Raw genomic sequence first — 24012 nt, 5'->3', positions numbered from 1 at the left:
GAAACCGATGCTGTTCTCACAACCGGTGGTACACTGAGCGTTACAGATATCGATAATGATGATGTCTTTGTTCCAGTTGTTAATTTCTCAGGTAATTACGGGACATTTAATATTGATGCATTAGGTGTATGGACATTTGTTGCGGATCAAACCTTTGATTATCTAAACACAGATGATGCTGTGCTGATTGACACTTTCACTGTGCAATCACAAGACGGTACACAGCAACAGATTACAGTAAAGATCACTGGTACCAATGACATGCCTGTAGCCGATGTTGATATAGGTCAGTTAGGAGAGAGCGATGACTCGATTACCGTTAATGTATTAGCCAATGACACCGATGTTGACGACGTTAGCCTAACGTTAAGTAATGTCAGTATCTTTAGCGTTGATGGCAGTCTGACCAATATTTTAGGCTCTGTAGAAATCGTCAATAATGAGATTAAATTCTCAACCGATGATCAATTTGAGTTTTTAAATGATGGTGACAGTGTTGAGGTTGTCATTAATTATCAAGTTGATGATGGGCATGGTGGGTTTGACAACTCAACCCTGACATTAACAGTTAATGGTGAAAATGATATAGCAGTTATTGATGGGCTAAGTGATGTAACCCTCTCTGAGACCGATGAAATCTTATCAACTTCCGGTAAGTTAAACGTCACAGACCTTGATAATATCGAAGAGTTTATCCCACAACCCGCTACGGCTAGTCGATATGGTGTATTTTCAATTGATGCTTTAGGTAGTTGGACATTTATTGCCAATGAATCTTTTGATGAATTGAATACAAACAGTGATCCGTTAGTGAGTAAATTTACTGTCGTAACCACTGACGGCACAGCAAAAGTGGTTTCAATTACCATTGAAGGAACCAATGACGCCCCTATTGCTTTTGATTCAAGTGAGTCTACTCAAGAAAATCAAATTCTTACCTCCTCACTTCCTTTAGCTACTGATATTGATGGTGCGATCGATAGCTATCAACTGGTATCTGATGTGCCGAAAGGGAAGTTAACACTTAAAGCTGATGGTTCATTTGATTTTGACCCTCAAATGGACTTTGACCACTTAGATGTTGGAGTCTCTGAACAGGTAACCTTCACCTACACAGCAACAGATAATAATGGTGCTCTGAGTGATATTCAAACCGTCACTATTACTGTTATTGGTCAAAATGACGCACCTCATCTGATTCTTGGTGATAAATCAGGGGATGTTGTTGAAGATAGTATTTATTCGGCGACAGGAACCTTAACGGCTGAAGATGTGGATGATAATGCATCTCATACTTGGCGCTTGTTAAGTGAGTCAGACTCTGAATATGGGATGATGACAATGAGTACCGTTGGCACTTGGGTTTATCAAATCGATAATGTAAAAGCTCAAGAGTTAGCTAACGGAGAGACTCGAACCGAGACGTTTAAGGTCGAAGTGAGTGACGGTTTAGGTGGAACCAAAGAGCAAGATGTTGTTATTACCATCACAGGAACAAATGATGATCCAGTTATTCTTGGTGAAAGTAATGCTGATGGTGTTTTAGTTGAAGATCTTGTCTTGACTGCAGATGGTACATTGATCGTTAATGATGTTGATCTTATCGATGAGCACATATGGAGCCTATCAAGTAGTACACAAGGCTTGTATGGATCAATAACGGTCGATCAAAACGGTAAGTGGATTTACACCTTAGATCCTGATAAATCACAGCATTTAGAGCAGAATGTCATTTATGATGAAAATATTTTCACGATCAAGGTGGATGATCAAGAGGGGGGTACCGATACCTTCGATATTAATATTCAAGTGGTTGGTCAAAATGATAGCCCTCTAATCTCTGGAGTTACAAAACGAGTTGTTACTGAAGATATTAGAGTTTCAAAATCAGGACAACTAGAAACGGGCGATCCTGATGATAATGAAGCCCATGTTTGGTCTGTTGTTGGTAGTGCTGTTGGTAATTATGGCTCTATTTCAGTTAATCAAAAGGGTAAATGGACGTATACCTTAGAGCAAAATGATGCACAAATAGCTCAGACTCAGGCTTTAGAGAACGGTCAAAGGGAGGTAGAAGTTACATTTACTATTCAAGTCGTGGATCGATTCAATCAAGTATCAACACAAGATATTAAAATAATTGTCAAAGGAACAAACGATAGACCTGAAATTACAGGTGATCTAGGTGGTAATATTCAAGAAGATGGCTTCCCTAATATGGATCCTTCAGATCCCATTACCACAGCAGGTCAATTAGATGATAATGATATTGATACCAATGATTTGCATATTTGGACAGTCAATACCACTAGTGGTAAATATGGGAGTATTGTTCTTGATAAGGATACTGGTGCTTGGGTTTATACGCTAGATAATAACAATTCAGATGTACAAGGCTTATTAGTTAGTGAAGATTTAACCGATAGGTTCGTGGTTAATGTTAAAGATGACAGCGGAGATAACAGTACTAATAAAGCAGACTCACAAGTGATCACTATCACCATTCAAGGCAGTAATGATGTTCCAACATTAAGTGGTGAGACTGCGGGTAGTGTAATCGAAGCTGAACCAAGCAAGCAGCAAGCAACAGGGCTATTGGTTGTTGCTGACCTTGATGTTAATGATGATCATCAATGGTCTGTAATCGGTGAAGATGCAGGAGGAATATCTGATGGCGTATATGGCACATTAGAGATTGATGATAATGGTGAGTGGACTTATAACCTCGACAGTACTCGTTTAGCGACATTAACCATCCCACCTGGTGAAACGGCGGTTGATACTTTCCAAGTAGAAGTGATCGATATTTACGGTGATACCGCGATTATCAATGTCAATATTAGTGTGGCAGGTAGTAACACTACCCCTGATATCCAATTAGAAGATAGCTACAGTATTGTCGAAGATGCAGCCCCAAACACTATAATGGGTACTTTCGATTCAGGTGATCCCGATAGAGATGATATTTTGACTTGGGAAGTCGTAGGTTCATCAGGTACCTATGGCGAATTGATTTTACAGCCTGATGGCAATTGGGTTTATACCTTAGACAATAGTAACAGTGCAGTGAACCAGCTTGACGTTGGTGATAATGATGATATTAAAGATAGTATCGATATTAAAGTGACAGATCAGCATGGTGCCGTTTCAATCAAAACCGTTGTGATCGATATTCTAGGGGCTAATGATACGCCAAGTATTGGTGGTGCTCTATCGAAAACAATAGCGGAGGACACTGCAGCTATAACTGGTCAACTACAAACCGGTGATCCGGATTCAGATGATACTCATACCTGGGCTTTAGCAAATGGTGTTGGTTTATATGGTACTTTCATATTAGATTCGACAGGCAAGTGGACCTATCTACTTGATAATGATCTTGATGTTATTCAAAAGCTAAATCCAACGGAAACGTTAGAGGAGACATTCTCTGTAAGTGTTGTGGACAGCCATGGGGAATTGTCCAGTGACACTGTAACCGTTACCATTCAAGGAACCAACGATTTACCGACCGTTTCAGGCGATATATCGGGTACTTATGTCGAGAATCAAGCTTCTGATACCGTCACTGGCAAATTAACTTTAGATGATGTTGATAATGATGAAGTCTTATCCGTTGTCGAAGTCACGCCGCAAAATGCTTACCAAGGAAATTACGGTACCTTTAGTATTGATAGTGATGGCAATTGGACATTTACCGCAAATACCACTGTTCTTGAGGCGCTTGCTGAAGGGGATGTGCGTACTGAATCTTTCCAAGTTGTCGGTAAAGATAACTTTGGCGGCACCATTCTTCAGGATGTCATCATCACCATTGAAGGGGTCAATGATATCCCTGTTATTACCGGCGCATCGACAGGAACGGTCGTTGAAGATAGTGCTGACTTATCTGATAACTCATTATTAACCGCTTCAGGTCAATTGTTATCTTCCGATGTAGATAATAATAGCTCTACAGTGAGTTGGGCGATAGAGGATGGTAATAACCCAGGTGATGCTGATTACGGTATCGGTCAGTATGGTGTATTAACACTCGCAAATAATGGCGAGTGGACCTATGTACTCGATAATACCAACCCAGCAGTACAAGCGCTTAGCCCTGGTGAAATGGAGCAAGAAACCTTCTATGTAACGGTTACTGATAATGATGGTGGGACATCAGAGCAGAAACAAATCGTTATTGATGTCCTTGGTTGGGATAATGATGGTTCTGGCGGATCAGGAAATTTTATCGGTACTGTTAAAACTTCAGTTCGCGAAGATGGAGACCTTATACAATCTGCCGAGCCTCAGGAGCAGATTCTTTCAAATTTAATAAATGGTGAGGTAATAAAAAGCGCTACATTTTCTTCTGGAGGAAGCTTTGGAACATTAGTTGATGATCCAGCAAATGGATGGACTTATGTATTAAATAATGACTCTCCTTTAGTGCAAGGGCTAAAAAATGGAGACGTATTCCAAGAGTCAGTTCGTGTTCAAGTTGATACTAACAATGATGGTTCTAGTGATGGGTTTTACACTGTAAATGTTACTATTGCAGGTACTAATGATAAACCAGAAATTACCATTGATGACGTTGAAATTATTACTGATCCAACGACATTAGGCGAAACAATCGAAAGTGTGGTGCAACAAATCTCCGGTGTACTTGGGGTCAATGATCCTGACTTTAATGAGACTCATACATGGTCTATTGATGAAACCTCTGGGACCTATGGTGATATATCATTAAATTCTCAGACTGGTGAATGGGAGTACCTACTCTCTGATAATGATGCGGTAAGTGCATTAGATCCTGAAGAAGAAGTCTTTGATACTTTCACTATTACGGTAACAGATATAACGGGGTTAACCGATACACATGAAGTGAATATTAAAGTGATCGGCTCGCCAGAAGACACCACACTAGATAACATCGTTATTCTTGAACTAGAAGGCAAAGAAGATACCCCATTTGCCACTTCGGGTACTTATGTTGAGACTGGAGTATTGGATTCACCTGAAGACTTAGGTAACCAACCAACATGGTCACTGCTCGATGGTGTTGGAAATTATGGTGATATCATCGTGAACAGTGATGGTTCATGGGAATATACACTTGATAATGATAGTCCAGCCGTTCAATCGATTGCTGAAGGTGAAGTAAAAGAAGACGTATTCTTAGTCTATGTTGTTGACCAATACGGTAAAACAGTCGTTGATGCGAATGGTGACCCTGAGCAACTGGCATTGGTTGTTAAAGTTACTGGGACCAATGATGCACCTGATATTAGTGGTGCATTAACAGGCGCGGTTGATGCAGATAATACCAGTACGATTACAGGACAATTAACCCCAGGTGATGTAGATATCGGTGATTCACATACTTGGAGCGCAGTTACTATTCCTGGTATGTATGGCGTGTTTGTTCTCGGGGCAGACGGTGAGTGGACTTATGATGTTGATGAAACTTTACCTGCCGTGATCGCATTAAATGGTCGCCTGCCTGAAACATTGCAAGAGACCTTTCCCGTTACGGTTACAGATGGCTCAGAAACTTCCACAAAAGATGTCACTATCACAATCAATGGGGTAAATGAAACACCAACTATTACTGGTGATGTTACAGCCTTGTTGAGCGAAGATGGGGTAGAAGAACAAACGATGCAACTCAATGTTTCAGATGTTGATAATGGTGATGTGCCGACCTTTGATGCGAAAGATCTGCAAGGTACTTATGGTCAATTTAGTATCGATGAAGCAGGAGAATGGACTTATACCATTGATAATGATGCCGATCATATCCAAGCGCTTCCTGAGGGGCAAAGTGTTTCAGAAACCTTTATTGTTTCCGCAAGAGATGAACTTGGTGCTTCCGTTACTCAGCAAGTCACCGTGACTATCGATGGAACGAATGATATACCGACACTTTCTGGTGAGGTTAGCGGTGTTGTACAAGAAGAGTCAGGCAGTTCAGTCAGTGGCGCTTTAGCTGTTTTAGATGTTGATATTGGTGATACGGCTACTTATGAGGTTGTCGCTAAAACACCAAACGATCCAAATAACCCAACATTAGGTACGCTAAGTGTTGATGATCAAGGTCTATGGACATACGTTGTTATTGATACTCACCCTATCGTTGAAGCGTTAGGGGTTGGTGAGTCGACCACAGATACCGTTCAAGTTATTGCGATAGATGGTTCAGGTGAAGCAACAGAGCCGCTAGATATTACCATAACTATCACAGGTACTAATGATGCACCAGCGATCGAAATCTTGCCTGTCCAGGATATTTATGAAGATACCCAACCGTTACTGAGTGGCACATTAGACGATGGTGATGTTGATGTTGATGATACACATCTGTGGGAAATCGTAACAGAAGATCCGCGTGGGACGCTTACGTTGGATGCGGCAACTGGAGATTGGAACTTTGAACTAGATAATGATTTAGATGAAGTTCAGCAGTTAGCGATTGGTGAATCATTCATAATGACATATACCGTCAAAGTGACTGATGAACATGGAGAAAGCTCAACAGAAGATATCCAATTTAAAATTAACGGTACTAATGATATTGCTGAAGTGGTATTGGCGAATAGCAATGTAACTGGTGCGGTAGTTGAGGATGGTACTCAGCAGGCAACAGGGAATATCACAGTTACAGATGTTGATACCAGTGATACGCATGCGTTTAAGTTTGCTGATGATAGCCAAGTATCACAAAGTACTTATGGTGCTCTAACCGTTGATCGAGCCACTGGAAATTGGACCTATGATATTGATAATGCCATGGCTCAAGAGATACCTGATGGGCAAGTCGTAACAGAAGTCTTTACCATTCAGATTGATGATAGCGATGACGGGCTTGATGTTATTGAGCAGCAAGTCACGATAACAATCACTGGTACCAATGACTCCGCATCGATTACAGGAGAATTAAGTGGCGATGTTCTAGAAGATAGTGGACAACTGACTTTACAAACGACTGGTCAGTTACTAATAACGGATGTCGATCTTAATGAAGAGGTTTTTGATGATGCCACAGTTACTCCTGCGGCTGGTGTCTTAGGTAGTTTAACTATTAATAGCGACGGTGTGTGGGTCTACTCTGTTGACAATAGTGCGATTGAATTTTTAGGTGACGGTAAAACAAAACTAGAAATTTTCACGATTCAATCAGTTGATGGTACAACGAAAGATATTACGGTTACCTTAACGGGGACAAATAATAGTGCTGTTATTGGTGGTGCTATAGTTGGAGATGTACAAGAAAGTGACAACCTAGGTACATTAACAGAGACGGGTAGCTTGACTATTACCGATATAGATTTAAATGAAGCCTCCTTTAATGCAAGTGTCACCCCTGCACCTGATGTGCTAGGTAGCTTAACGATTGATAGCAGTGGTAATTGGAGCTACTCGGTTGCAAATAGTGATGTTGAGTATTTAAAAGATGGCGAGGTGAAACTTGAAGTCTTTACCGTCTCTGCTTTCGATGGCACAGCCCAAGATATAACCGTGACCTTAACGGGTATTAATAACAGTGCCATTATCAGCGGTGATATTACTGGAGAGTTAGTAGAAGGGGATAACTTAACAACACTGCAAGAAACGGGTAGTTTAAGCGTTACTGATGCAGATTTAGATCAAGCAGTATTTGATCCAAACAGTGTAACCCCCGCCGCTGGCGTCTTAGGTACTTTACTGATCGACAGTGATGGTAATTGGACTTACTCAGTTGCAAATAATGATGTTCAATACTTAGTTGAAAATGAAACTAAGGCAGAAACCTTTACCGTTCAAACGATTGATGGGACGCCACAAAATATTACAGTTACTTTAACTGGGATAAATAACTCTGCGGTTATTGGTGGCGATGTTGATGGGAGTGTTCAAGAGGATGATAGCTTAGTAACATTACAAGAAACTGGTTCATTGACTATTACTGATGCTGATGCAAATCAAGCGATATTTGATCCAAACAGTGTCACCGCTGCGGCTACGACATTAGGTTCTTTAACGATTGAGAGTAATGGTGACTGGACTTATTCAGTAGCCAATAGTGCCGTTGAATATTTAGCCGCTGGAGATGTTAAGCTCGAGCTATTTACTGTTCAGTCAATCGATGGAACACCGCAGGTTATTTCTGTTGATATATTAGGTACAAACGAAGCTCCGATCATTTCTGGCGTTATACAAGGGGATGTACAAGAGGACTTTATTGATAGTGTTTCTGGGCAAGTTACCGCAACAGATGTAGAGATGCTGACGAGTGAGCTATCTTGGAGTTTGGCTTCTAATGCAGCAGGTACTTATGGTAACTTGGCATTTAATAATCAAACAGGGGCATGGACATATACTTTACTTGCCGGCAGCACATTAAGTATTGCAGCAGGAAGTAGTGCTGATGATGTCTTTACTGTTCAAGTATATGACGGCATTGATACTGTAACTGAGGATATTACGATTACCGTACTTGGTAACTATACTCTGCAAGGCACAAATAGCATCGATATTCTTGTTGGCACCAGTGAAGACGAGCTTATTTGGGGTGACCCTGTTGAGGCTGCAAGTCCGAATACAGCAGATACCTTCAGTTGGAGCTTAGCGGCACTTGGAACAGCATCTGACCCTGGTCATGATGTGATTAAAGATTTTGAAGTCGGCGTAGATAGCATAGACTTACAGGGGGTATTTAATTTAACAGAGAGTTGGGATTCTAGTGTACTAGCGGATCAAGTCGTTATCTCAGAAGCCGATAATGAAGTGGTGATTTCGTTGAATAACTTAGCTGGAGATCTACTACAAGATATTACGCTGCAAGGTATCACATTAACTGATCTGTTTAATGCTGATGTATCAACATTATCGGATAGTGAGCGTTTGAGTCTTTTGGTTGAATCTGAACAATTAATCCTTTCAGATACATTCGGTCATGAAGGTGATGACAACCTAGTTGGAACGACAAATAATGATATATTTGAGCCTGATAGTGGTAATGATATTTTAGTTGGTAATGGTGGTGAGGATATCTTCATTTTCCATGAAATAGACACAGGAATAGCATCTAAAGTCGTCAGCGATTTTGATGTGAGTGATGATATTTTAGATATATCTGAGCTAGTACCTGATGTTCCAACAATGGCAACTCTGCTTGATCGAATTGATATTACTGTCGATGAAAATGATCCAAGTAATATAACAACGACAATTGATATAGAAGATAATAGTGGTGGACAAACTCATATCGTACTTGAAGGTGTTGGTTGGAGTGATTTTGGCTATGATCCTGCTGGTGGAGGAACCCCTCCGGATACCAGTGATCTGCTGACTATTATGCAAGATCAATTAAATATGCTCAAAGTATCAGATGTTTAATATCCAATCCCTAACTTAGCTGATAAAAGAGCACTTATTTTAGGTGCTCTTTTTATGCAGAGGTAAAAGCGCTTCTCTTGCGTTATTTATGAATACTCACTTTGATTGCTATTAATAAGCTTTAATATCAAACTTACGCAATAAGGGTGGGAGAATTTTATCAAGATGAGGAATATCTTCAGGGTTAATTTCGATTAAGTTAAATCCATGCTTGCGATAGATAGCCAATGTCAGTATTTTCTTTTTTTCATCGGTAGGTCCTAAATCACTCCCCCAGTACTGGAGGTAAACTTTTCCTGTTGGGAGGTAAAAGTCACTAATAACATCTTCATCAATCGGTAATTGGCGTTCATAAGCATGTACGACCCCTGCCATATATAACCAATTATCAATAATAAGTTCGCCTTGCGAGCGGACAAAGTGGCCATCTAAAGTTCGATGCTTGGCTTCAAATTTTTGTCTAAATTGAGAAATGGATTTATCAGTGGAGTGGGTATGGGCATCCTGGCCTAAAAATTCGACAACCGATTGGTTTAAGCGTTTATTACGAATAATGGTATCGTGCCACACGATAAACATTTTCTGGGTCGTTTTATGGTAGCGAGGTTCACCACCGATAAGTTCACCTGATGGAGTCAGTAGCCAGCCATTTTCTGATCGTGTAATCCAACCTAATTCGCTCAATAAGAGATTGATTTTTTTTGCATCAAGGTTGAGCATATTACCAATTTGTGTAGCGCTGAAGTACTGGCCATTGGATAAGGTATGATCAATGAGAAGGTTATGTGGCCAAACAATAAAGCGACCAAACTTAGGGTGATTAATATATTCACCACCAAACTTTTCGCCTAGTTGCGTTAATAACCATTTATCCTCTTGGCGAACGATATATCCTGCCAACTTTAATTCAGAAAAAAGCGCTTTAGGCTCTAAATCTCTTTTTCTAGCTATCTCTGATGTCGACAATTTTGTCATCATCACCTCCTTGCTATGATCATTAATCGATAAAGGTAAGCACCCTAAGAGCGCTTACCAATATTATTTTATTTAATGACTTTTAGGGAGTCGTTATTTAAATAAGCCAGTAATAAACATTTTGATATGATCAATAATTTGACTGAAGAAGCTCCCTTTTTCTACATCTTCTAAAGCCACTAAAGAAGCTGTTGCAATTTCTTCGTTATCAATATGATAAATAATTGAACCAACCACATCGCCTTGCTTGATTGGTGCTGTTAGGTCACCATCGACTTCGACACTTGCTTGCAATTTTTTCGTGTCACGTTTTGGTAGAGTGAGATAAATATCTTCTGATGTACCTAGTTTTACGGTATCAGTATCACCTAGCCAAATACGCTCTTGAAGAACTTCATCACCTTGGCGGTTCGCTGGAACCGTATCAAAGAACCGGAAACCATAGCTAAGTAACTGCTTACTTTCTGCTTCACGGTTTTTCGCACTTGATGAACCCATCACGACGGCAATTAAACGCATGTCACCTTGAGTTGCAGAACTTGCCAAACTGTAGCCAGCACCACTTGTGTACCCTGTTTTCATACCGTCAACGTTCAAGCTTCTGTCACGTAGTAGACCATTACGGTTATGCTGCGTTATGCCATTGTAAGTAAAGGATTGCTCACTATACAGTGGGTAAACATCAGGTAAATCACGAATGATAGCTTGACCTAATAGGGCGATATCATAAGGGGTCGAGTATAGTGCATCACTATCTAGACCGTGTGGATTTGAAAATGAAGTATTATTTAAACCAAGCTTGTGAGCCCAGGCATTCATAAGGCTTACAAAAGCACTTTCAGCTCCCGCGACGTGTTCGGCAATGGCAACACTTGCATCATTACCAGACTGGATAATTAAACCACGGTATAAGTCCATCATATTTACGTCAGTATTCACTTCAATAAACATCTTTGATGAATCAGGAAAGTTTCTTGCCCAAGCATTACGACTGATCATGACACTGTCATCAGCAGATATGTTGCCATTCTTCATTTCTTGACCAGCAACATAGCTTGTCATTAGCTTAGTTAGACTTGCTGGATTTAATTGTTCATGTGCATTTTTTTCAACAAGAACCGCCCCTGAATGAAAGTCCATTAAGACATACCCCTTTGCGCCTAAAGAAGGTGCATCAGGGACAACAGAGGGAGCTGCTACAGAAGAAAAAGAGAAACAAGAGATCGCTAGTGCGCTTAAAGAGAGCTTAGTAGCAGTTTTAAACATAATAGGTAACACCAATAATAATAAGGTTATTGTCTACCATCCAGTATAGCTAATCATTGTCAGGATTCTGTGTGCCCTTACTAACTATTACGAAAATCCAATCTTTGTTACACTTTAGTGGTTGTCAGAAGGTGATTTCAGGCTATTCGTTGCTTTACTTAAGAAAGGGAAAGAGGCAGAAATCGTAAACAGCCTTAGAGTATGACTGTTTACGATAAAGGGTCTTGCTACCAAAGATGTCAGTAGTGATTAACCAATAATGATTTGACCGAGTACATAGCCGACACAGCAAGCACTAATAACACCAATTAACCCAACAGACATGAAAGAGTGGTTAAAGTACCACTTGCCTATTTTAGTTGTACCAGAGGTATCAAAGTTAACGGTTGCGATATCAGAAGGGTAATTAGGTATAAAAAAGTAACCATATAGAGCTGGCATTAAACCAATAAGTAAAGCAGGCTCTAATCCAAGCCCTAAGCCTACTGGAAGCATCATAACACCTACTGCAGCTTGAGAGTTTACCACGACAGAAACGATAAATAGTGCAAGCGCAAAGCTCCAAGGGTAAGCCGTTACCATTTCGACAATACCAGATTTAAACTGTGGCATCGCATATTGGAAATAGGTATCTGACATCCAAGCGATACCAAAAATAGCAATAGCAGCAACCATACCAGATTTAAAGACAACACCATTTGGAACCTCTCTTGGGTCGGTTTTAGTACCAAGCAAAATAAGCCCACCAAAGGCCAGCATCATCATCTGGATAATAACGGCCATTGATATTGGTTTCGTGCTGTCGCCAATCATGCGTACCTCAGGAAACATTGCAATACAGACAATCGTTGCTAAAGCGGCTAAGAAAAACAGTACCGAATTACGTGCAGACTTAGGAAGTGTCTCATCTAAGGTTGTCATGGTGGTTGTTAGTATTTTGTCGCGCCAAACCGGATCTTTTAAGCGGGCTTGATACTCAGGATCGGCATCCAGCTCTTTACCACGCTTTAAGCTGTATAAAGACATGAGTAGAGTACCAAATAAGGTTGCTGGCACTGTGACTAATAAAATAGAAATTAGCGTAACATTGGTTTGAATCTGGCTAATTTGAGCAAGATAAAAAACAACGGCAGCAGAAATAGGCGAGGCAGTGATGGCAATTTGTGATGCGACAGAAGCGGCAGCCATTGGACGCTCAGGGCGAATACCATTTTTTAAAGCAACGTCGCCGATAATTGGCATCATTGAATAAACCGCATGCCCAGTACCCAATAAGAAGGTCATAAAGTAAGTAATAAACGGCGCAATTAATGTCACTCGTTTAGGGTTCTTACGTAAAATTCTCTCAGCAACTTGCAACATATATTTCAAGCCACCAGCAGCTTCTAAAATAGAGGCACAGGTTACAACAGCAAGAATGATGAGCATAACCGTAACAGGAGGTGATGTTGGCGGCATGCGGAAGATAAACACCTCAACCACTAAGCCTATCCCAGAAACAACCCCTAGCCCTATGCCCCCAAAACGGGAACCCACATAGAGCACCAAAAGCAAAAATAGAAACTCAAAATACAACATAGACTTATCCCTTGAACTGTATAGTTGCTTATATTCTCTACTGATTAGTGATTAAATAATGTAAAGATCTTCACATTACACTTAGATATAAAACTGGAGTGATAAGAGTGGCGTTATGGTCACAAAACAGCAGCTTAAAGTGACTGTCTTGTGTTTGCCATGTAGCGCCAATGTTACTGGTGAGGGTGCTTTATGTGATAGGTTTACTGAGGAAATATGCAGGGATGAGTAGTGGGTTAGAATGGGCTTTCTTTTGCCAACTCATTGCAAATACCGACAATCGCTAAGGATAAACTTGAGCGTATGATCTGTTGTTGGCGAGCTAATTGAAATTGATAAAACTCAGGGTCGTATCCTTCAGTTTTTGTTTCGGTTTTACTAAGCTGCGGTATATTCATTTGCTTGATTAAGTGCAAAGATTGTATTTGCTTCAAAATCGTTGAGTCGGTAAATACGTACTCGGTCCCATCGCTATTTAAGTGATTACGAAGTTTGATAATAGTGTCAATATCGTGGTAAGTATTTGCTGGTAGTACGCCAAGACCAAATAGTAACTTTAAACGTACCGAAAGATCACCGAGTGGTCCGGAGTCATGCAACAAAGGTCCTACGACAGACTGAACAGCAAAATCATCTTTTAAAAAAATGCGTTGTATCAGAGCATCGATGGAGTGGTGGAACACATCAACGGTTGCAATAAAAAAACCTCGAACAGATGTTGCTTGGTTGAGGTGCTCAAGAGTCTCAGTTTCGTTCATTAGTTCCGTCATTAGTTAATTTGTTGCTATGGCTGTAAGGGAGAGGTTTCGATCTCCCTTACAATGATAAGTAAAAATTTATAACTGATTAAAAATATCGACTACTTTCGCTATTTCAGGGCTATCAATGGGTAGTTCAGTGTAATGAGCAAGCGTTTCTTTGATGCCTTTCTCACTTAATGATTTCTGTAACTCTACCGCTTGCGGATCACCTTCATTGGTATACTTAAGTGCTGCTGCAATCCCTTTAAGTAAAGTAGCATTAGCTGTGCCGTACTCTATTGTACCCATTAATGGCTTGATTAGCCTGTCATTTTTACCAAGTTTACGAATTGGCTGGCGACCAACGCGATCCACTTCATCCACTAGGTATGGATTGGCAAAACGGCCAAGTATTTTTTCTATATAGGCTGCATGTAAATCTCGATCAAAACCATAGCGTTGAATGAGTACCTCACCACTTTCTTCCATTGCTTGTTTAACTTCAGCGCGAATTGTAGGATCTTCAATGGCGTCACGGATGGTTTTATGATTATTTAAACAGCCAAGGTAAGCCGTAATACAATGACCTGTATTCAGGGTAAAGAGTTTACGTTCTACAAATGCCATCAAATTATCGGTTTTTTCCATCCCTTCAATTTGTGGGAACTCACCTTTAAATTGTTGTCCATCGACGATCCACTCACTAAAGCTCTCAACGGTCACTTCAAGAGGATCATCATTGGCTGCAGCGGAGGGTGGTACGATACGATCAACGGCTGAATCGACAAAACCGACTAATTCATCAGCTTTACCGTGTAACTCTGGATCAAGGTGCTTATAAACTTGTGATTTTAAATGGGTGGTACCTCTCACCATATTTTCACAAGCGATAATATTAAGCGGGGCACTATTATCGGCTTCAAAGCGTCGAGTAATACCTTGGGCGATTGTTTTAGCAATAATATCAAGAACATTGGGCCCAACAGCAGTGGTGATTAAGTCAGTTGTTATCATACGTTCAATAACATCATCACTGGTTGAGTTAACTGCAGTAACATGTGAAACCGTATCTATTTGACACTTAGAACCAACAACTTTGACTTTATATTGTTGATCATGACTAATTTGATCGACTAAAGGTGCATCAACGTCAGCAAAAGTGACAGCAACATCTGCATCAGAGAGAAGTTTACCAATAAAACCACGTCCGATATTGCCGGCACCAAAATGGAGAGCTGTTTTCATAATATTTACCTATTAACTAAAAAAAGAGAAACCAAAAATGTATATAAAAGGTGAGGCCTGATGAGGGGTACAGACCTCTGTTGGGTTTACAGGAGCGATTTCTGTTCAATGACTTATTGGTTGACGACCATTAAGTCATTGAGCCCAACATGATTAAGCAGCTTCCGTATTAGAAAGAATCGCTAATACCTCACTGACATCTTTAGTTGTCGTTAAGCGTTCGATGGCATCAGGGTCATCTAGCGCATTAGTAATAGAAGTAATTACTTGGATGTGTTCATCATTTTTAGCAGCAATACCAATAACCAGTTTTGCTACGTCATCTTCATCTTCCCCAAACCTTACACCGCTTGGGTATTGGCAAATAACAATACCGGTTTTGATCACTTTATCTTTCGCTTCAACGGTACCGTGTGGAACTGCGATAGATTCGCCTAAGTAAGTTGAAACTAATTTTTCGCGATCAAACATGGCATCGACGTATTCTGATTCAACATAACCAAGCTCAACTAATTTCTCCCCAGCAAAGCGAATAGCTTCTTCTTTATTTGTCGCGTGTAACCCTAAATGAACGTTTTTTTGTTCAATTTGAAAAACAGAGGCTTGTTGTGGTTCAAATGAATCATCATTAGCAGCCATAATAGTTGGCTTAATAGCTTGTGGATCATTTGCTGCTTTTGGTGCTTGCGCTGCGACGATACGAGTAACAAGTTGGTTATACATCTCACCATCTAAGAAGTTGGTCAGAGAAATGTGGTGTGCATTAGGTGCATGTTGACGCGCACGGTCAGTGAGGTCTTTATGCGTGATTACAATATCAACATCTTGAGGTAAGTTATTGATGGCTACGTTGGTGACACCAATGTCTAAGTTAGCCCCTTGCACTTTTTTACGTAACAAGCTTGCCCCCATAGCACTAGAGCCCATACCAGCATCACAAGCTACGATAATTTTACTTACTGTCGCTAGGTTAAGCGTGCCATTAGCCGCACCCGTGTTGATAGTTTGACCTTTTGAAGATGACTTCATGTCTTGCATTTGTGATGTTGCATCTTCAAGCGATGAGCCTTCACCATCATCATCCGTTTGAGCTTGTGTTTTTAAGAGTAGTGATGCGACGATAAATGAAACGGTTGTAGCCGATAAGATAGAGCAAAGTACACCAACAACAGATGCTTTCTGTGTCATGAGAAGGACAGCAAAAATAGAACCTGGAGAAGCCGGTGAAACGATACCAGCATCAAAGATAGTAAGGACAAAGACACCCGTCATACCACCAGCGATAGCCGCAAGAATAAGGCGAGGGTTCATTAATACATATGGGAAATAGATTTCATGGATACCACCAAAGAAGTGGATGATAGATGCACCACCAGCGGTTTGACGCGCAGTACCTTTACCAAACACCATGTAAGCAAGCAGAATACCTAGACCAGGACCTGGGTTTGCTTCAATCAGGAAGAAAATTGATTTCCCTGTTTCAGAAGCTTGTTGGATACCAAGAGGAGAGAAAATACCGTGATTAATCGCGTTATTTAAGAATAAGATTTTAGCCGGTTCAACAAAAATAGAAGTCAGTGGTAACAAGCCAGCTTCAACAAGGAAGTTCACACCAGCAGCAAGACCACCAGAAATGACTTTTACAAATGGTCCAATAAGGTAGAAAGCGATAATGGCACACACCATACCAATAATACCGGCTGAAAAGTTATTCACTAACATTTCAAAACCGCTTTTTATTTTGCCATCGACTTTTTGGTCAAAGGTTTTGATAGCCCAACCACCAAGAGGACCGACAATCATGGCCCCCATGAACATTGGAATATCAGTTCCGACAATAACACCCATTGTTGTTATTGCACCAACGACGGCCCCACGATCGCCACCAATCAATTTACCACCAGTGTAACCAATCAGTAGTGGTAGTAGGTAAGTGATCATTGGTCCTACCATTGATGCTAATGTTTCATTAGGCAGCCAACCGGTTGGAATAAAAAGTGCAGTTATAAAACCCCAGGCGATAAAAGCGCCGATATTGGGCATAACCATATTTGATAGAAAACGACCAAAATTTTGTATCTTGACCTTTGCATCTGGTGATATCATAAGAATTCCCCGTTTGATGTTCTTTTGTTTTAAGTTGTGGATTAACGGTTCGCCAAAACCGTAGATTGTTTATTGAGTACTCAATCAATGTATCACAAGTTTTCACTTTAGAGCTGATGACGGGTTTTTTGTGAACCAAGTCAATGTTTAGCACCAGTGCAAGTTATTTTATCGTGATCAATGTCTCTTATTTCCGCTGTAACTTTCCTACATTAATGTGTATTTTATTTTGTCAACATTATTATAAGGCGTGACATCACAGAAACATCTACTTACAAAATAGAACAGATGGTGAGATAGATCACGTTTTAAGAATCAAAAAAATATTCAGCTTCTCTCTTGTTGATAAAGATCACACTGAGATGTTTATTTCATAAAGCGAATTAATAATTTGTGTGAATGTTCTTTATTCCTGTAATTAACTAACATGGAATTAAAGAGTGGTAGAGTAGTTGTTGGGATCGGTATTATTTGTTTAAGCTGGCGCTGTGAAAATCAAAATTAGTGTGGACATAAAAAAAGGTCTGAAGCTTATTCATTACGAATAAATATCAGACCTTTACTACTAGCTATGACGTGTTGTTAGTGTTTATTACTTATTATATGCCGCTATTTTGTTTAGAAACCCTCAATATTTTGAGCTTCTAGTTCAGAAAAGTACTTAACGGTTTTTACTTTTAGCTCTTGAGTTGAAGGTGCATCACATACAATGATAGCTTTAGGGTGTAACTGCAGAGCTGAAACCGTCCAAAGATGATTGACCGAACCTTCTACCGCAGCTTGTAGTGCTAATGCTTTATTATGTCCTGTCACTAAGATCATGACCTCTGCTGAATCAAGCAGTGTACCAACACCAATTGTTAATGCATATCTAGGTACTTGAGTAATATCACCCTCAAAGAAGCGCGAGTTAGCAATGCGTGTTTCTTCAGTCAATGTCTTAATTCGTGTGCGTGAAGAAAGTGAAGATGCCGGTTCATTAAAGGCAATGTGACCATCGTTACCGACACCACCCATGAAAAGGTTTATCTTGCCGTAAGATTTAATCTTATCTTCATAGCGCTTACATTCCACATCCACATCAGTCGCATTGCCATTTAATAGGTTAATGTTTTCATCTTGAATGTCGACATGGTTAAAGAAGTTGTTGTACATAAATGAACGGTATGACTCTGGGTGATCTGCCGCAATCCCAATGTATTCATCCATGTTAAACGTGACAACGTGTTTAAAGCTCACCTTACCCTCATTATATAAATCAATAAGCGCTTTATAAGTTGTAAGAGGCGTACCACCTGTAGGAAGACCGAGTACAAATGGTCGCTCGGCTGTTGGGTTAAAATCATTGATGCGTTTTGCGATATGAGCAGCTGCCCACTTGCCAACTTGTGCAGCTTTATTTAAAGGAATAAGTCTCATTTTAGTTGCCTCTAAGTTCTAAGATTTGAATTAGCTATGCCCTGAAACATTAATTCGCATTATAAAATAAGTCTGCTAAATAGGCTACGGATTTAGGTCACACTTTTCATTTTTACTTGTTTTTTTAACTTACGGCCTATCTAACAGCGGTTTTTTATATGATAAATTTACCAAGCAAATTAAGGGTGGGGTATATAGGGATAAGCGCTGGTGTAGCTGGGGTCAATGTGGCTAGCGCCAAAGTATGAGTGAAGACTCTGGCGCTTATTTTGATAGGCTCATTATTGTATGTCGTCGAAAATCTCTTCTGCTTCTATCTCGACATCAACTTCTGCTTCACTTGGGGTGAAAGTAGCGGCTATTTTATTGCGACCATTAAGGGTATGAAAAGCTTTACGTCCGCGAGCAAGTTGGATGTACTTCAACCATACGCGTTCGAGTTTAGTTTTTGCTTTATGTGGTGCGTTAAGTACTTTTAGAAAGTGCTTTTCTTCAGCATTCTCTGGAGAAATATCATGCATCTCTAAAGCAAACATAGTGTCACCATAAAGCATGAGAATTTCTTCTTCAGCAAGCGTAAAATCACCAGATTTAGCAAACCCTCTTGGGAACTTAGTATTATCGTAAAAACGCTTTTTACCATGTCGGAATTCAGTTTCAGACATATTAACCTCAGTGAATAACATTATTAATAAAACGGCCTCAGTTAAGCCTCTGAGACATAGTTCGGTGAAAGAGCAACTGGCTACTTATTACCGAGCGAATAATCTAAATAGCGAAAAGGGAAACCTCCACCTAATCGCTACGACTAATCTTACTTATGAACGTTGCAATTTCATGAACGGAGTGTGTCAATAGTGTGTCAAAGGGTATTTATGGAATCGCGGCCATTTTAAGGTTCGCATATATAAGCTTGCGAGTAATAAAAAGGGGCTCAAGTGTAAACCACTTAAGCCCCTTTCTTGAGTCTAGCCACTCATTTTAACTTTCGTTGTTAGTATGTCATTTTTTCTATTTAGAGATTCATTAGGTTCTCAATAGATTCCTCTATGTCATGTGAGCGATAACGGTGGATATGTAGACCGTCAGTGGCATCGATTTCAATCGCAGTAATGTGTTCATCGATCTGGGATTCAATAAAGCCGAGGGACTGCTCTACTGAGTGGTACATGACTACTTCATTATTATTCAATAATATTCTGCATTTACATAGGTCCATATTGATAACTTCCTTGCTTATTAACCTGGCCAAAACGAGTTTATGTTAAAAAAACAGCATACTTAATAGTTATAATCTCTGAATCCGTGCTGCTCATCTCAATTTGTACACTATAAATATAGACAATTCGAGAAAATTCTCAAAAATAATACTAGTACTTATTGATGAAACTGATGTTAAAAACTGTCATTTAGTTGTCTTTTTTTATTAAACACTTGTATCTCATGGACTTATTTGAGTTAAAAGTAATCTCTTTGTGTAATAAAAAAAATGAATTAATTTGTAAAAAATCCCCAACTTAGAACAAATGCGCATTGAGATATAGGTGGATTACAATACTTGCCATGTAACCAAGTGCGATCACAGGTGCCCATTTTAAGTGCCCAAAAAAGGTATATTTCCCGTGGGCGGCACCCATTAAAGCAACCCCTGCAGCTGAGCCTATCGATAGAAGGCTACCCCCGACACCTGCTGCTAATGTAACCAGCAACCAGTTACCCATCGACATGACAGGATCCATGGTTAATACAGCAAACATGACAGGTATGTTATCAACAATGGCAGAGAGGACCCCAACCATGATGTTTGCCCATACAGGATCCCACTCGGTGTACATCACCCCTGATACAAGGCTTAGATAGCCAAGCAAGCTTAGCCCTCCAACAGACATAACAACGCCATAGAAGAAAAGTAAAGTATCCCATTCGGCATGAGAAACACGACGAAATACGTCAAATGGCACAACGGAACCAATACGTTTTAGCGCTTTTTCATCATGATTAGCTATGGCTTGCGCTGTTTTTTTCGATAGTGATGACTTTAATGTCGTTCTTAAGAAGTAACCAAAAAATTGCAGGTAAGCGAGCCCCATCATCATTCCAATAACTGGTGGGAACTCAAGAACGGCGTGGAAAGCGACAGCAGTTGCAATGGTAAATATAAACAAAAAAACAATGCGTCTAGCACCACGTTTTAATTCAACCTCTTGGTGAACGGTATCCGGCTTTGATTTAGGCACGAAGAAGGACATGATAACAGCGGGTATCAAGTAGCTTGCAACTGAAGGGATAAACAAAGGAATAAACTCGGCAAAAGAAACGTGCCCAGCTTGCCATACCATTAAGGTGGTTATATCGCCAAATGGACTGAAAGCGCCACCAGCGTTTGCAGCAATAACAATATTAATGCAGGCCAAATTTACAAAACGAAGATTGTCACCAGCCACTTTTAGAACCACAGCACACATTAATAGAGCGGTTGTTAGGTTGTCTGCAATAGGAGAGATAAAGAAAGCCAGAATACCGGTTAACCAGAATAGCGAAAGGAAGTTAAACCCTTTACCGACCATCCAGGCCTGTAATGCATCAAATAAACGACGTTCTTCCATGGCACTGATATAAGTCATGGCGACGAGTAAAAAGAGCAACAGTTCAGCGTACTCAAGTAAATTATGCTCTAAAGCTTGTTTAGCGACTTCAATATGACCATTTTGCTGATATGCCAAGCCAATTAAAATCCAAATAAACCCCGCAGCTAAGAGGACGGGTTTGGATTTTCTCATCTTTAGATGCTCTTCCATCATCACGATGACATAAGCAACAGCAAATAGGATTACCGCTAAATATCCTGTCCAAGTTTGTGTTAAATCTAAAGATGGGTTTGTTTGTGCTTGAGCAGCAGCACTAGAGCTAAATATAAGAATAAAAAGTAGAGCAGAGTATAGGGCTTTCATCAGAATCCTTCCTGTGGCTTAGTAGTGGCACAATTTTAGTTGCTAAATAGGAAGGGCAGTGTGAAGTCACTCGAAATATCCCCTTTTTTTGCCTAAATCTGTTAGAGTGCGCGCCAACCTTATAGCTAGCTAATCGTTGATGACGTAAAAAGCTTAAAGCTATTGCCACTTCATTAGGAAAAATGATGACTAATAATGATATCTTGCGACGTATTCGCTATACCTTTAATTTGAAAGACGCAAAAATGATTGATGTGTTCGCACAAGCTGATCTAACTGTAACTCGTGAGCAAGTAAGTGCTTGGTTAAAGAGAGAAGAAGATAAAGGTTTTAAGCGTTGTAAAGATGTAGAGTTAGCGACTTTTCTTAATGGTTTGATTAACGTTAGACGTGGCAAGAAAGAGGGTGAGCAACCTAAACCAGAAAAAGCTTTAACGAATAATATGATCTTCATGAAGCTGCGTATTGCACTCAATATGAAATCAGAAGATATTTTAAACGTGATGGAACTGGTTGATTTTGATATGAGTGCTCATGAACTTGGTGCTTTTTTCCGTAAGCCAAATCATAAAAACTACCGTGAATGTAAAGATCAAATCTTACGTAACTTCCTAACGGGTGTTCAGCGTTTGCACCGCCCAGATCAAGCCGATTTTGATGAAGTAGAAGCCGTTTAATAATACGCGATTACTTTGTCATCCAATGAATAATCATGCTCACTTCGGTGGGCATTTTTTTTAGCAAATTTAGAAGTGCAAATAACTGTTATATATAAATAAAGCGAACATATTAACTGCTTTTGTGTTAACTATTGGGTGATTAGTATTGATTATGCACTTAAAGAGAATATAATTGCACTATAAATTTTATTGGCAGGAGCCTCTTGAGAGAGACTCCTGCTTTTTTATTGAGAAAAAATAATGAAAAACAACTCATTAGGATTAATTGGATTAATCGCTATTGTCTTTGGCTCTATGATCGGTAGTGGCATTTTTAGTATTCCACAGAACATGGCCGAACAAGCTTCTATTGGTGCTGTCACATTAGCTTGGGCGATTACCGGTGCTGGCATGTTGCTATTAGTACAAACTTTCCGATTATTATCCGAACATAAGCCCGATTTAAACTCTGGGATCTTCTCTTACGCTAAAGCTGGCTTTGGTGAGTACATTGGTTTTCACTCCGCTTGGGGTTACTGGCTAATGAGCTGTATGGGGAATGTGGCGTTAGCTGTCATGGTGAATGACTCACTCGGTCTCTTTTTCCCAATTCTTTTAGAGCACGGCATTGAAACTGTTATTTTATGTACTGGTTTGATTTGGGGTATGAACCATATCGCCTTACGTGGTATGCACAGCTCTTCTATTGTGAATATCATTTCAACCATGGGTAAATTGATTGGTTTAACTTTCATTATTTGCATCATCTTATTTAATTTTGAACCAGAACGCATGACACTAGACGTTTGGGGACAAGAAAATAACCTTGGCTCTGTCTTTTCCCAAGTACAAAGTACAATGATGGTGACGCTTTGGTGTTTTGTTGGTATTGAAGGCGCAGTAGTGCTATCAGGGCGTGCTAAGAACAAATCGGATGTTGGTAAGGCAACCTTGATTGGATTTTTAGTCGCGATCACTATGTACACACTAATCTCTGTGTTTGCATTTGGTTTATTACCACAACAAGAGTTAGCACAACTTCCTAACCCTTCAGCGGCATCATTATTAGCTGAGGCTGTTGGCCCATGGGGTGGGCTATTAGTGAATATCTGTGTGCTTGTTTCTGTGTTTGGTGCTTTGGTTGCATGGACAATACTAGTGGCAGAAGTACCATTTGAAGCTGGTAAAACGGGAGAGTTTCCAAAGATATTTGCTCGCGAGAATAAAAATGGTGCACCAAGTATCGCTCTATACGCTTCTACTGCGTTCATGCAATTATTAGTCTTTGTTGTGGTTCTTTATGAAAACGTATATTTAGCCGCTATTAATATCGCATCAGTAACGGTGCTGCCATGTTACTTCCTAAGCAGCTTGTATTTACTCAAACTATCAATTAATTACAGAAGTTTAGGTTTAAAAAGCTTTAACTTTGGTTACTTCTTTATTTCAGCGGTATCATCACTATTTTGTTTCTGGTTAATGACGGCTGCAGGCTTAGAGTACTTATTAATGGCGACCATTATTTATGCTTTAGGTATTCCACTGTTTCGTTATACACATGCCGATAGAATGAAGGCTGGTGAAGTAGTTTATAGCAAGGTGGATAAAGGCATTGAAGTAATGTTAGTTGTGCTTGCTTTAGCTTCTATCTATATGATGAGCACTGGCTACTTACACGCTTAACTTTTACGCCTAATAGACCATCAATTTTTG

13 protein-coding genes are annotated in these 24012 nt (G+C 39.9%); 3 read left to right on the top strand and 10 right to left on the bottom strand.

Features of this window, described 5'->3' with window-relative positions:
* Positions 1–33: 33 nt before the first annotated feature.
* A complete protein-coding gene (locus BCU68_RS13920) occupies positions 34–9360 on the top strand; it encodes a VCBS domain-containing protein (RefSeq protein ID WP_277868785.1) in 9327 nt (3108 codons plus the stop codon).
* Positions 9361–9471: 111 nt separating this feature from the next.
* On the opposite strand, the gene BCU68_RS13915 is transcribed toward BCU68_RS13920, so the two are convergent.
* The 10 genes from BCU68_RS13915 to nhaD form a co-directional block, all read right to left on the bottom strand.
* Entirely contained in the window at positions 9472–10338 is an 867-nt protein-coding gene (locus BCU68_RS13915; protein ID WP_102565359.1) for a glycerol kinase, read from the bottom strand.
* A gap of 90 nt (positions 10339–10428) precedes the next feature.
* Complete coding sequence (locus BCU68_RS13910; protein ID WP_102565358.1) at positions 10429–11601, bottom strand: D-alanyl-D-alanine carboxypeptidase family protein; 1173 nt, start codon at positions 11599–11601, stop codon at positions 10429–10431.
* A 249-nt stretch (positions 11602–11850) separates the two neighbouring features.
* A complete protein-coding gene (locus tag BCU68_RS13905) occupies positions 11851–13179 on the bottom strand; it encodes an anaerobic C4-dicarboxylate transporter (protein ID WP_102565357.1) in 1329 nt (442 codons plus the stop codon).
* A 236-nt stretch (positions 13180–13415) separates the two neighbouring features.
* Positions 13416–13949: an MltR family transcriptional regulator gene (locus BCU68_RS13900; protein WP_102565356.1), complete on the bottom strand. Its 534-nt coding sequence runs from the start codon at positions 13947–13949 to the stop codon at positions 13416–13418.
* Between the two features lie 66 nt (positions 13950–14015).
* The gene (locus BCU68_RS13895) at positions 14016–15164 is read right to left on the bottom strand and encodes a mannitol-1-phosphate 5-dehydrogenase (protein ID WP_102565355.1); all 1149 of its coding nucleotides are present in this window, start codon (positions 15162–15164) and stop codon (positions 14016–14018) included.
* Between the two features lie 153 nt (positions 15165–15317).
* A complete protein-coding gene (locus BCU68_RS13890; RefSeq protein ID WP_102565354.1) occupies positions 15318–17270 on the bottom strand; it encodes a PTS mannitol transporter subunit IICBA in 1953 nt (650 codons plus the stop codon).
* A 618-nt stretch (positions 17271–17888) separates the two neighbouring features.
* Positions 17889–18689, bottom strand: coding sequence for a glucosamine-6-phosphate deaminase (nagB, locus tag BCU68_RS13885; RefSeq protein ID WP_102565353.1), 801 nt, complete (start codon positions 18687–18689; stop codon positions 17889–17891).
* A gap of 281 nt (positions 18690–18970) precedes the next feature.
* On the bottom strand, positions 18971–19354 hold the full coding sequence (locus tag BCU68_RS13880; RefSeq protein ID WP_102565352.1) for a DUF413 domain-containing protein: 384 nt from the start codon (positions 19352–19354) through the stop codon (positions 18971–18973).
* 350 nt (positions 19355–19704) lie between these two features.
* Positions 19705–19860, bottom strand: a complete 156-nt coding sequence (locus BCU68_RS13875) for a hypothetical protein (protein WP_241901380.1) — start codon at positions 19858–19860, stop codon at positions 19705–19707.
* Between the two features lie 346 nt (positions 19861–20206).
* Positions 20207–21640, bottom strand: coding sequence for a sodium:proton antiporter NhaD (gene nhaD, locus BCU68_RS13870; RefSeq protein ID WP_102565350.1), 1434 nt, complete (start codon positions 21638–21640; stop codon positions 20207–20209).
* A gap of 185 nt (positions 21641–21825) precedes the next feature.
* On the opposite strand from nhaD, the gene BCU68_RS13865 reads away from it, so the two are divergent.
* Positions 21826–22317, top strand: a complete 492-nt coding sequence (locus BCU68_RS13865) for a DUF1456 family protein (RefSeq protein ID WP_102565349.1) — start codon at positions 21826–21828, stop codon at positions 22315–22317.
* A 243-nt stretch (positions 22318–22560) separates the two neighbouring features.
* Positions 22561–23982, top strand: coding sequence for a basic amino acid/polyamine antiporter (locus BCU68_RS13860; RefSeq protein WP_241901379.1), 1422 nt, complete (start codon positions 22561–22563; stop codon positions 23980–23982).
* Positions 23983–24012 lie beyond the last annotated feature (30 nt).

It is taken from the genome of Vibrio sp. 10N.286.49.B3, assembly GCF_002873395.1.
Lineage (GTDB): Bacteria > Pseudomonadota > Gammaproteobacteria > Enterobacterales > Vibrionaceae > Vibrio.
This window is presented reverse-complemented; position numbering and strand designations above follow the sequence as displayed.

Excerpts from the sequence above, each read along its gene's own strand:
- BCU68_RS13915 (WP_102565359.1), bottom strand. The coding sequence starts at position 10,338 with ATGATGACAAAATTGTCGACATCAGAGATAGCTAGAAAAAGAGATTTA.
- BCU68_RS13910 (WP_102565358.1), bottom strand. The coding sequence starts at position 11,601 with ATGTTTAAAACTGCTACTAAGCTCTCTTTAAGCGCACTAGCGATCTCT.
- BCU68_RS13905 (WP_102565357.1), bottom strand. The coding sequence starts at position 13,179 with ATGTTGTATTTTGAGTTTCTATTTTTGCTTTTGGTGCTCTATGTGGGT.
- BCU68_RS13900 (WP_102565356.1), bottom strand. The coding sequence starts at position 13,949 with ATGACGGAACTAATGAACGAAACTGAGACTCTTGAGCACCTCAACCAA.
- BCU68_RS13895 (WP_102565355.1), bottom strand. The coding sequence starts at position 15,164 with ATGAAAACAGCTCTCCATTTTGGTGCCGGCAATATCGGACGTGGTTTT.
- BCU68_RS13890 (WP_102565354.1), bottom strand. The coding sequence starts at position 17,270 with ATGATATCACCAGATGCAAAGGTCAAGATACAAAATTTTGGTCGTTTT.
- nagB (WP_102565353.1), bottom strand. The coding sequence starts at position 18,689 with ATGAGACTTATTCCTTTAAATAAAGCTGCACAAGTTGGCAAGTGGGCA.
- BCU68_RS13880 (WP_102565352.1), bottom strand. The coding sequence starts at position 19,354 with ATGTCTGAAACTGAATTCCGACATGGTAAAAAGCGTTTTTACGATAAT.
- BCU68_RS13875 (WP_241901380.1), bottom strand. The coding sequence starts at position 19,860 with ATGTACCACTCAGTAGAGCAGTCCCTCGGCTTTATTGAATCCCAGATC.
- nhaD (WP_102565350.1), bottom strand. The coding sequence starts at position 21,640 with ATGAAAGCCCTATACTCTGCTCTACTTTTTATTCTTATATTTAGCTCT.
- BCU68_RS13865 (WP_102565349.1), top strand. The coding sequence starts at position 21,826 with ATGACTAATAATGATATCTTGCGACGTATTCGCTATACCTTTAATTTG.
- BCU68_RS13860 (WP_241901379.1), top strand. The coding sequence starts at position 22,561 with ATGAAAAACAACTCATTAGGATTAATTGGATTAATCGCTATTGTCTTT.